The organism is Paraburkholderia hospita (genome assembly GCF_002902965.1).
In the GTDB taxonomy this organism is placed as follows: domain Bacteria; phylum Pseudomonadota; class Gammaproteobacteria; order Burkholderiales; family Burkholderiaceae; genus Paraburkholderia; species Paraburkholderia hospita.
In genome coordinates, this window is sequence record NZ_CP026106.1 from 1,104,613 (window position 1) to 1,115,481 (window position 10,869).

A 10,869-nucleotide genomic window follows, 5' to 3' on the forward strand; every position below is an offset into this window, starting at 1 on the left:
TTGAACTGAGTCATAAAATCAGTCCGTCGAACCCTGCTACGAGGAGAGCATCATGCACACGAATCGGACGTTCACGACGGGTAGTAGCGAGGAACTCGTGCTGGCGGTCTCACTCGAGCTGGCCGCCAGCAAGTTGAAGGTTGCGCTAAACGATGCCCGGCGCGAGAAACCCGCCGTGCACACGGTAGCGGAGCCGCAAGCCGCCGCCCGCTTGCAGGCCGTGCTGGATCTGATCGATGCGCACCGGGACAAGTGGTCACTGCCGGCCGGCGTGCGCATCGTCGTCTGCTACGAAGCTGGCCAGGACGCGTTCTGGATCTGTCGCGCGCTGCAGGCGCGCGGCCTCGAATGTTAGGTGGTCAGTGCGCGAGTTTTTTGAGTCGCCGATTGATGACAATGACCCTCTTCATCTTGTGGTTCGACTCGCGCATGTCGCGTCGACCGCGACGTCAGATCAATTACTTCCGGATGAATCCCGAGTCAAGTTGAACTACAGCGTGCGACGCAATTAATAGGAACCTACTACTTCGTTACGACTATCGTATGGTCTCGAGCCGAATAGACATATGAACCCGCGTTGACAACCGGGAGCGTTCCGAACTGCTGTGTTGTTACGTAAAGCGAACTATTAGCGCTGGTGACCGAGTAGTCGCTATGTTCGTTGATCTTCACTTTAGTAGTGCCGTTAGGAAAGATGGTCTGGGATGTGTCGGTCTTCTGAAATATGGCGGATGATATTGCGGTCAGGCTCATCTGGAAGGACACAAAGTCGGTGCCATCCGTCGATGTGCCTTGACCGGACGCAGCCAGCGACCTCGGTACTTGAGTGCCATTAGCGTCTTGGGCGGAAAACTGGAGGTCTTGGATAATGAAATATTCAAAGGAGACCGTGTTTTTGCACATATTTAGGTAGTAAATTTGCACGACGCCGATCGCTGAGCTTTTACTATTGGCGCTGTTAGATGGAACATGAACCGCTTGCGCATCAACGTTCACTTGAACCGTGATGTACCTGCAACTGTCCGAAAATACGGAGAATGCAACGCCGCCGGAGCCATTAGACGATACCTTGTCGGATGCAGCGGGGTAAGCGCATAATGAAGTCGTCACGCCCAAAACAAGACAAATTGCGGACAGTACTTTTCGACCGATGTCTGTAAAGACCGGTAATAGTAGCCCGTTCATTCGAAACCTCTACACAGAAGTCTTACAGAGGAGGCAGCACTTGATGGGACGTGAGAGCTAAAGGCGACCGGGTTTGGTCGTATACAGGTTCAGTTTATACATCCATATCGAGAATACAACTCGGAGTGCCGAAACCGTTAGCTAAACAACTGGTTGCTAGCTTCATGGCTGTGCGGCATCGCAAGATGCCGGCTACAGTCACGAACCGGCGAAGCACGCAACTGGTTGCTTGTTTCGACGCTGATCTCGCACAGTGCTGGCGAACACACGCGAGACGCACAGCCATGTCGGGCGCGGCCTGCTGAAGATGCGATGATATGTTTCGGTATGCGAAGATGGAGGAATCGGAGGACCAGCGCGCTCGCGGCGCATCGGAGCGCGCCGACGATGCTGCGCCCAGCCAAGGCGGGAGATCAGTTCCAGCAGTAGTGGCGCAGGTTGATCATCGTGTAGGCGAGCGTCTTGAAGGCGTGGTGCACGTTACTGATCGCGCCGAGGCGTCATGCGCTCGAGCAACGCGATGGCATCTGCACCGCTTTCGTCAAGCGTCATATGCGGGTATGCATTGCGTTGCAGGAAATGTTGCAGAGCGAGGAGCCGTCCGTTGTCTGGCGGGCCAGCAAGCATCACCCCTTGCCCGCGCTCGATCGCGGCGACGCGCCTCAGGATCAGCGCGCGCATGATCCTTTCACCGAGCTCGGCCTCGCCGATCATCAGCGCACGCAGCTTTTCCGGCGCAATCACGAGCGCCTCGACATCTTCGATGACCTCGGCGTCGAAAAGGCCGGACTTGCCTGAAAGCATGCCAATATCGGAAGTGAATTCGCCCCGCTTCGCCTGGGAGCGCAGCAAACGACGATGGCCTAGTCCGTCGCGTGCCGTGTATCGAATCGTGCCCGACAGCAGCACGAACATGCCTGGACTTACGCCACCCACGCGATATAGGAAATCGCCGGTGGCGTAGCTGTGTACCACACCAAAACGACTTTTCCGATCAATCTCGGCGTCGGTCAGTACCGGAAATATCTGATGCCGGCGCGGGGTGCTTTCTGGCGTCTGCGCATCCGCCACGGCAGAACAATCGGCGTCGGTCGTGCCAGCTTCTGGCTGGTTTTTCCGCCCGCCCCGTGGCGAACCTGCGTCGCTGTTCATCGTGAACCCCTGACTACGCGCGTTGGAACCGGCCGGCGGCGAGCCACCCCTGGTCTTTTGAATAACCCACTGGGCAAAATGCCGCCCAGTGATTCTAGATAGGTTAGCCGTCGAGATGCCGCAAATCCGCCATGTCAGCTTTCGGGCGATTGATTTGAACGCACACTGTCGGCCATGAGCGGTCGGTCGACACGGTGGCGTAGATCGCCGACAGTTGGGCGTCAATAGCGGATTGAAACGGTATTGACACCGTTAATGATCGATTCTATCCGGCGTCAAAGTGGTTTTGTCCAACGGTACAGACGAAATCAAAATAAGGAGAAACTATATGCTGTGTCCGGTTTGCAACTCTCAAAACCTCGCTACGAGCGTAAAGTGCTTTCAATGCGGAACCACACTTATCCACGAAGCTACAGGCCACTCCACCGCGTACATAAAAGGGGCTAGGAGGGTTGATTCATATATTTATGGGATCGTGGGCGCCATTTCCACCTTGGTACTCGCAGTCGTCTTTTTAAGGACGCTGTTTTCCAACTGGAATCAAAACGCACCTCTCATTTGTTTCATTGCCTTTTTTTTCGGTGGATTGGCCGGCCGATTCATTGCATGGCTGAAATGGCGTGATCTTTTGCGACTGTCAAAATAGATCGGGAAGCGATGAACAAAACCACCTGCAGAAGAGGTAGGCAGACATTCCAGGCCATCGATCGATTTTGCACGTTGACCGAGCGACAGGATGGAATGTTCGCTTCAGTTCCAACGTCCGCTATCGGACCCGATCACTGTCTCTAGTGGGTCGAATTCACCCATTGTTCGATGCATGGAGTTGCCATTCGAAGTTGACACGCAATGAATGGCCGGTCTGAGTCGTTGAGCGGCCTTCGCCGCGCCGATAGACGAACGTCAGCTAAGGCCGATCAGCGGGCCTAGCCGACGATGCCGGGGAGGGCGAGTGCGGCCGCGCGACATAACAACCGACATATCAACGTCAGACGCCGGTCTGCCGGGCGCCCGGCACTCACGCCGACCGGCGGTGGCGGCGTCGCGGGTGGACCGACGCCGCCACGCCCTGCGACCCCTACAGCAGGATTGCCTGCTGCAGCAGTTCCAGCGCTTTCGGTTCGTCCAGTCGACCCGTGCGCGCCTTGCCGGCCAGTGTCTTGATTAACGCTTCTGCGATCGGGGCAATACCGTGCTCCGTGTCCAGAGTGGTCGTGGTGGTGACGTAGGGCAGAGCCGGATTGGGCTGCGGCATCCCGGCGGCGGGCAACGACCCGGGCATCGACTCAGGGTGCGCCCGTGGCTATAGCGGCGCCGCGGCGTGATCCTCTGCCGGTGCGCTGCTGACGGGATCGTCTGGGGCGCTATTTGCGTGCGCCTGGGCGATGGGGATATCTTTTTCTTCTGTGGCATCCGCTGGGGTAGGTGAGGGCTGTGCTGAATCGCCCATGCCGGTCGCACGCATACAGCCTTGTGCGGACCACCTCGTTCGCGGGTTTCCCTTGTCCGCTATCGATCGTGGCTGGCGCTGGCGGCTCGTCCTGCCTGACGGCTGCGCGTCCACGCGGCGCCGGTGCGAGCAGACGCGATACGGACTCGGGAATGTCGGCTTCGCTGCGCGGGCTATCTAACCAGCCGACGGGCAGTCCGAGTCACTCCGTGAACCGGTTTGCCTCGACACTGTCCATGCGCTTCTTGCCGTGGAGCCGATCGGCGATGTTGAATCCACTCATCTCCATGAGCACACCAAGTCGTACTTTCGATCCGTTGCGGCTCGTGAGAAGGTGGAGGTTGGTGCGTCGGATGGTCTCCATCTCGGCGCTGTCGGTCAGTGCCAGCGGTTGCTGTTGTGGCGATTTGGGAGGCACCTTGTTCTTCGCAGACGTAGTGTTGAGTGGAGCGCGGGCTTTAGGCTGTCTGGCCACTTCGCTTTGACTGTTCTTGACGGTCCCCGGGGAGCTGGCTGTGATCTTCTGTGGCATGTGTACTTCCTCGGACACACTGACTTCTGGAACGGCCTGCTGGTCGATGGTCGTGGCTGACGTCGGCTCAGGTGCTTCGGACGCTGCGTCGAAACCTTCATCGATCTGAACGAAGTCGAGCGGTGACTTCAGACGCGCGATGGTCTCGTCCGCGAGCGCAGGATTGGGCTGGTCAAAGAAACCATGCGGTAATCTGCGCTTCGACGTACACCATTAGCGGTATTTGCGAACTGCAACAAACGATGCGCAAAGAGCATCGCGATTTCCATAATCACATGGCAGGCAGCTTTTTTGCCTTGGCATCGACGCCTGCGACCTATAGGTCGTGGGCTCAGGTCGCGAGGCGGCGTTTGAGAAGCTTCCAATGATCGATATCCCAAAACTACCGGGCGCGACACGGAAAACCGGCCGGCGCTAACGACACAACAATACTCTTGAATAAATAGTTGCCGCATTTTACATCATCGTTCGGTTAATCGAATCAATAGTCGTCGTCGCAAATTCGTGGCGAGACAGGAAAGCGAGGTCTATATTCTGTAAGCAGGTCACCCAAGGCGTCGCGCCGGGTCATACCAGAGCAGGCACGGCAGACCACCTCGCATGGTGCGAAAAATGAACCTTCTCTATGAAGCCGGAGGCGATAACGTGAGCGGATTAGCCCATCATCGTGCAGTTCTCCTGAAACAACTTTCGTCGTCTGGCCCGACATCCTGGAACGAGCTCAAGCCAGCATCGAAAACTGGTGGACATCCTATAAGGAGTGGGAAGCGAAGGACGAATTTAATCTGGCGTACCAACGCGCCCGCATGTCAGTTCGAACATTTGATAACAATTTTGAATCGAACAAAAACCGGCGTCTGGGCTTGGACGCCGGGGTATTGAATCTAGGCTACAAGGGATTGGATAACAGGTTTTTCGCAGACAGCTCGTACGGCTCGCTTGGCGACAGGTGCGAGGAAGTCGGCAAAAGATTCCAGGCCCAGGAGGCAGTTGGGCGTGAACTGGCCAAGTTGCAGGGTACCTCCGCGAAGAGCGGGGCATACTGGGCAGATCGGGGGATTGACAGCAAAGCTTTCGCGAATCCTGCCAACTTTGTGAATCGTGAAGCCAAATATGACGCGGGGCTGCATGATCTGAGCGCTAGCCTGCTCAATCCGGAACTCTCGATTTTTGAACAGGTGCATCATAAAACGGAACAAGGTGCGCACTTCGCGTTTGTGCCGCTCTCAGAACCCGAGGATCAGCGCGTGCTTTTCATGCTCATACAGATGGCAAAAGTAATGCGGCAGCACTGGCCAGAGATGTATGCACTGATCATGCAATACAGGGGAAGAATGACACGCGTCAAATTAGCTCAATGCTTTGACATGGGTGCCGGCTACATCGCGATTCCAGTTAGCAATCCGGTACCGGGGGGGCGACAGTTCAAACTGCGCTATGGCCTCGTCAGCCAGATGAGTGTGCTGGCACCGTCCATAACACCCGCTGCCACGCAGGCTTCGACGCGCGTCAGCAACGCGCCACCTCCACCGAGCAAGCCTTATAAAGGTATCGCCAAGCCCGTCAATCTGGACGAGAGAAACGTAAAAGTCACGCCGGAAATCTACCATGCGCGACAGCAAGCTGCCCTTGATTTTCGAAGCATCCTAGTGCGCAAGGACAAAAATGAGATTGTGATCGCGTTACGTCAGCATGCGGGCAACTTTCCTGTCTATGCGCAGCGCGTGAACAACGTCCTTAAGTGTTACAGGATCGTAAAAGGCGGCCAGGTGTGGACGGGACGTACGATATCGGAACGCGGGATCATGACCTGGTAATTCAGAACGCCAGAAGGCGGCGGCATCAAAGCGGACGAATGCGACCGGTGGCCAACCCGTCTTGACGGATGAATCCGTCGAATATCGCAGTCGGTTGCCAGTTATGCGGCGGCTGTGCGGATCGTGCCCGTTGAGTTGTGCCGAGTGTATCAATCTCGTGGCCGGGGGCGGCACGTTGACCTGCTCGCAGCACGTCGGCGCACAGCCGGTTGTCTCTGACATGCTGATTTCTTGATGATCGACGCAACTATCTGTTCGCTGGGTCATACTCCGGCGGCGAACGTGCCGCTGTTCTCTGCAGCCTCGTTGGTATCGCGACGTTCAAAGCAACGGCGAGCACCTTCGTCGATGTGCGTGACTTTAAGGGGAAGGAAGTCAAGCTCGTCCGGGGTGATGTTGCGTCCGCAAGTTGAGTGATTGCGCACGCAAGCTTGATTCTCCACCATCGAACCCGCCAGGCGGGCAGAAACGATCGCTTGCGATTATGTGAATAGATAGTCGTTTGTGTTCGATCTAACGATCTTATGATGGTCGGTAGTTCGGGTTTTGACCCACCCTGCCGCATCTTGAGATCCAGATTTATAGGTAAGAGATTGAAGAACTTCCCATTGGCTCAGCGGACCTCTGTCCGTCCATGCGGGGCCGCGCCGAGCCAGGAAGGCTCTGATCGTCATGAGGGTCGGACGGCCAAAGCTAAGCGACCAGGCATGATCGATGCCGGCGCAAGGGATATCTCGACGCAGGGTTGAAACACCCATGAGCGCGATGTGAGGCCATGCGAGCGCGCTGCGGCTGTCCTTCAGATCACGTCCCGGATCGGATACACGTAGACCAGATAGAGATAGAAGAACGCTAGCGACAATGCAAGGACGATGACGCCAAGCATCGAAGACTTGACGACAACGCCTTTGGCCGAGACCTCCAGCTCTGTCTTCAGCGCATCGTCAACACTTCTTGCGGCATCCTCCTGCTTTGCCACATGCGTTCCGGTGCGCCGCGAAATCGCAAGCGCAACGTGAAATTGCACGGCGGCGAAGTAGACGCCGGCGATCACCAGCAACAGCACAGCAACGAAGATGAATCGAGAGGACAGCAACTGCCACTCAAATACGCGACTGCGGTACGCGTAGCCATTGGCACGGTACTCATAGAAGTGCTGCATTGCGTTCAGGTACATCTTGCGTGTGGCTGGGTCAGAAAGCACCGCACTGCCCGGATCGTCCGCCATGGCCGAGATGGGCGGCGCTGCTGCTACAGATTCCGCTCCCGCCGACACCGTCGCTCGCTCCATGCGCGACTTCTGCGTGGGATCGTCCTGGATCACTGCGCCGCAAAGCATGGTCACGATGCTCAAAGCGACGGCTGCCGCAGCTTGCATGATCGGCTTCATCGATCGTCTGCTCAGTTTCCAGCCGCGAGGAAACCCGCGATCTTCGTTCGATAGCCAATCTGGCGGTACACGTCGTTGCCGGCTTCCTCGCGCTCGGCATCGGAGAATTTCTGCATTTCTGATTCGTCGCGCCGTACCATCGTCCGAATCACCTCCAGCAGTGCCGCGTTGTGCTGGTTGAGCCAGAGTCGACCTCGTTGCGGATCAGCGGGTAGTTCCGGTGGCGTGGGCATCGGCGCGTTGGAGAGTGTGTGCTGCGCGGGGAAGAACTCCTGCCTGCCGTCCGGGTAGGTCACCTGACTTCCATTGAGCAACTTGCGGACCACCGTTCCATCGGCCTTGCGCTCTTCAACATAGGGTTGACCCGCTGCATCGAAGCCGCGCCGCACTGATCCGCTGGCATCAATGGCCGGTGCCGGCCCTGCCACGCCGGGTCTGGGCACGACGATGGCCTTGTCCGTGAGGATGCCGGACCTTGCGCTCAGCCTGCTGGCAGCCTGCACAGCTGGTGCTGCGCCCGCAGCCAACACCTCATAGTTAGCCACTGTCAGTTCACGGTGGGCGAAACCGATTCTGCACCCGCCGGAACCCGCCGAAATCGCGCCCAGGTACACGCCGTTTCCCTGCTGTGCACGACAGGAAAACTGTGGCCGTCCATCCACCTCGCGCCCGAGCGCGATGGCACCGGCAGGAACCTGCCCCTGGCCGGCCCTGATCCACTGGCTACCTGCCGGCAGCTCTGCAGCAAAAAGATGACACCATTGCCATACCCAATGCGCACACTGCAATCAGCCGGTTCATCTCGTGAGCTCCTGCGCAAAAACGGGCGAATGCTTGCGATACGGTTATCCCGGTTGCCGCGACGCAAGCGTCAAGCCGGATCTTCTGCGTCGAGAAACATACCGTCATGGGACGCGCGGTACTGCACCGGCAGACTCCTTGGTGACGCATCAGCAGCACACGGCCGCAGGCAAGGTTGCTGATCCAGCGTAGCCATGACTACGATGCCCGGCTTACCGGGTGAGAACCCCACTACGACCAGACCATTCCTGACGGGCTGTGCGGCCAGCATGCTTCACGATGAGCACGCTGGCCGACTTCGGAAGCGATGATCAGACATCGTCAATTATTTTCATTAAGTACAGAATGCCTTTTTGTTCTGCTGGCAGATGTGCTCTACGACGCAATATTCACGTCGCAGATGAGAATATCCAGTAACTCTAGTAACGCATCGAACTGTGTCAAGATCTTTCCGGCCACTCGGATTTTTAAAGTCTGCTTAAGACGCACACTAGAAAGGGGGTGAATAGCGACGGCCGACACAAGATCCGGCATGCAGTGCCGTACATATTCCGGGTTCTGCCCGATCTGGCTCTAACAGGAGCCGCGCCTGGTGCATCGACCGGGTCGCACGCGTGGCGTGATGGCGCGAAAAATCTGTTTATGCTGGTACTGGCCGGCTGCAAGGCAAAAGCGCGACGCCGCAACAGCACTAGAAACCGATTAAAAAATTCACCGTCAACAGTCACCGGTTGCACAAGCGAAATGCGCGATGTTCGCGGGCCCTTGCATCATGCGGCTCCTCTCACGCGATCTCCCGATCATGGCCGACTTCGGGATCTTTTCTTTCCAGAAGGATCAGCTATATTTCGGGCACGAGGTATCTCCGCCTTTCGGAACTGGCGTCATAAGCAAAGCCCGGGCTGTCGCATTTGCACAATACTGTCATATGACAAAGCGCGTGGAGTCTTTACGCATGGAGACCCCGTATGGACTTGGCCACCACGACACGATTGCAACTGTTTTTTCGTGAAAGACTCGCGCGGCAAACTTCCGAAATTGAACGCTCGCTGCGGCAAATTGCGGCTGGCAATCCTCTAGGCGCGGAGCCTGACCAGGAGCGTAGTACCAGGCGCATGGCCTATAAGACTGGATTGTCTGCGCGCGACGCTGCCGCACTCGCAGGCATCATTCGCCAGACCGCCGGGACCATTGATGCCGGTATCGATATCGGATTATTTCGCGCGACGAAACGCATGACGTATTGCACTACCTTGCAGACAACGAGAGGGGATCGTCCGGTTCACCGGTGAGCAACAATGATTGGGAGGCTATCGCGCTCCGTCATTGGGGGTGAGCAACACTTTGAACTGAAAAATGCGCTCGGCACGCCGCTTCGACAGGATGTCGGGTACTACTCGCGGTCGAACGCCCCCAAGACACAAGAAAGGAGATGATGGTGACTAGCCAAGACAACTCTTCGGCGCCGCTGTCCGAAGCGACACTCCGCGAAATCGAAATGACTCCCGAGCGACACCACGCCACACGAAACGCAGCGTCGGGCACGGCACGATTCGATGTGCGCACTGTGTGTGAATGCTCCCCGCCAGCAGTGACCACGCGGCTCACTCGCGGGCGCGGGTGTGGCAGCGACGCCGTATGGCAAGTCGAGATTGTCGTCGAAGGAGCACAACTGCAACCGTCTCTGCGCACGCCACTCAAGACCGTTCAGATCCATCGCTCAATCCTCGCGCGCGACGGTGTAAAGTACCTGGCCGCCTCGATGCCCACTGGTGAAGGACGGATCATCGCGCGGCCACAGCTTCGCAGGTTGTCCGAGCCGTACATGATCCGCTTCGGTGATCTGCGTTACAAACCCACCACGATCTTCAATCCCGATGGTCGCCGTGCTTATTACGACGAAAGCTACCCGTGGCGATGTTTGGTACGGATCACTACGCCACGCGGATGGTCTGGCAGTGGCGTGCTGATCGGACCGCGCCACGTGCTGACGGCAAGTCATTGCGTTGACTGGACACCGGGTTGGCTAACGGTTGATGTCATGTATTCGAATGGACATTCGCTCGCATCAGCCAATGGAACCGTTGCCTACGCTGAATCCAGGGTGGGCCCAGGTACGATCCCCGACGACGAGAGTGACGAAGACTATGCCGTGATCGTGCTCGACCAACCCTTGGGAGAACAGTACGGGTGGCTGGGCAGCCGTACGTACGATAGCGGTTGGGACGACGAAACATCGTACTGGCACAGCATCGGATATCCGCAGGACCTCAGCGGCAGCGGTGAGATTGCGGCATGGCAGACGGGCTTCTACCTGAACGAACTGGGCGCCGACTTTGGCTCGGCACGGCTGATCCGAAGCCAGACCTTTGACAACTGGCCAGGCCAGTCTGGCAGCCCTGTCTTTGGATTCTGGGACAACGGGCCGTACGTCGTTGGTGTCGTTTCCGGCGAAGGATCCGATTACAACTACATCTCCGGCGGAAGCCTGCTCCCATCGCTGATACAACGCGCGCGAAACGAGCATCCCTAGCTAAAGAGC

At 57.4% G+C, this 10,869-nt stretch carries 10 protein-coding genes and 1 pseudogene; 4 read left to right on the forward strand and 7 right to left on the reverse strand.

Features of this window, described 5'->3' with window-relative positions:
• Positions 1–52 precede the first annotated feature (52 nt).
• A pseudogene (locus C2L64_RS54980) lies at positions 53–352 on the forward strand (IS110 family transposase); the annotation flags it as partial.
• A 170-nt stretch (positions 353–522) separates the two neighbouring features.
• Here the strand turns inward: C2L64_RS54980 and C2L64_RS53350 are convergent.
• The 4 genes from C2L64_RS53350 to C2L64_RS56105 all read right to left on the reverse strand — a co-directional run bounded on the left by C2L64_RS53350 (position 523) and on the right by C2L64_RS56105 (position 4,319).
• Positions 523–1,185 carry a hypothetical protein gene (locus C2L64_RS53350; protein WP_131542683.1) on the reverse strand — a complete coding sequence of 221 codons (663 nt, stop codon included), beginning with the start codon at positions 1,183–1,185 and terminating at the stop codon, positions 523–525.
• Positions 1,186–1,665: 480 nt separating this feature from the next.
• Positions 1,666–2,337 (reverse strand): Crp/Fnr family transcriptional regulator, encoded by a 672-nt coding sequence (locus C2L64_RS23385; protein ID WP_051058257.1) that lies wholly within the window; start codon positions 2,335–2,337, stop codon positions 1,666–1,668.
• A gap of 1,078 nt (positions 2,338–3,415) precedes the next feature.
• On the reverse strand, positions 3,416–3,592 hold the full coding sequence (locus tag C2L64_RS56100; RefSeq protein ID WP_322789379.1) for a hypothetical protein: 177 nt from the start codon (positions 3,590–3,592) through the stop codon (positions 3,416–3,418).
• A gap of 397 nt (positions 3,593–3,989) precedes the next feature.
• Positions 3,990–4,319 (reverse strand): hypothetical protein, encoded by a 330-nt coding sequence (locus C2L64_RS56105; RefSeq protein WP_051058256.1) that lies wholly within the window; start codon positions 4,317–4,319, stop codon positions 3,990–3,992.
• 806 nt (positions 4,320–5,125) lie between these two features.
• Here C2L64_RS56105 and C2L64_RS23395 point away from each other — a divergent pair.
• Positions 5,126–6,136: a hypothetical protein gene (locus tag C2L64_RS23395; RefSeq protein ID WP_143055746.1), complete on the forward strand. Its 1,011-nt coding sequence runs from the start codon at positions 5,126–5,128 to the stop codon at positions 6,134–6,136.
• Between the two features lie 263 nt (positions 6,137–6,399).
• On the opposite strand, the gene C2L64_RS54535 is transcribed toward C2L64_RS23395, so the two are convergent.
• The 3 genes from C2L64_RS54535 to C2L64_RS23410 form a co-directional block, all read right to left on the reverse strand.
• Entirely contained in the window at positions 6,400–6,582 is a 183-nt protein-coding gene (locus C2L64_RS54535; protein ID WP_176133814.1) for a hypothetical protein, read from the reverse strand.
• Between the two features lie 353 nt (positions 6,583–6,935).
• Complete coding sequence (locus C2L64_RS23405) at positions 6,936–7,526, reverse strand: hypothetical protein (RefSeq protein ID WP_007589946.1); 591 nt, start codon at positions 7,524–7,526, stop codon at positions 6,936–6,938.
• Positions 7,527–7,537: 11 nt separating this feature from the next.
• Positions 7,538–8,314, reverse strand: coding sequence for a DM9 repeat-containing protein (locus tag C2L64_RS23410; RefSeq protein ID WP_007589944.1), 777 nt, complete (start codon positions 8,312–8,314; stop codon positions 7,538–7,540).
• Positions 8,315–9,295: 981 nt separating this feature from the next.
• Here C2L64_RS23410 and C2L64_RS53355 point away from each other — a divergent pair.
• Entirely contained in the window at positions 9,296–9,619 is a 324-nt protein-coding gene (locus tag C2L64_RS53355) for a hypothetical protein (RefSeq protein ID WP_039901736.1), read from the forward strand.
• A gap of 140 nt (positions 9,620–9,759) precedes the next feature.
• Entirely contained in the window at positions 9,760–10,860 is a 1,101-nt protein-coding gene (locus tag C2L64_RS23420) for a trypsin-like serine peptidase (RefSeq protein WP_051058255.1), read from the forward strand.
• Positions 10,861–10,869: the final 9 nt, after the last annotated feature.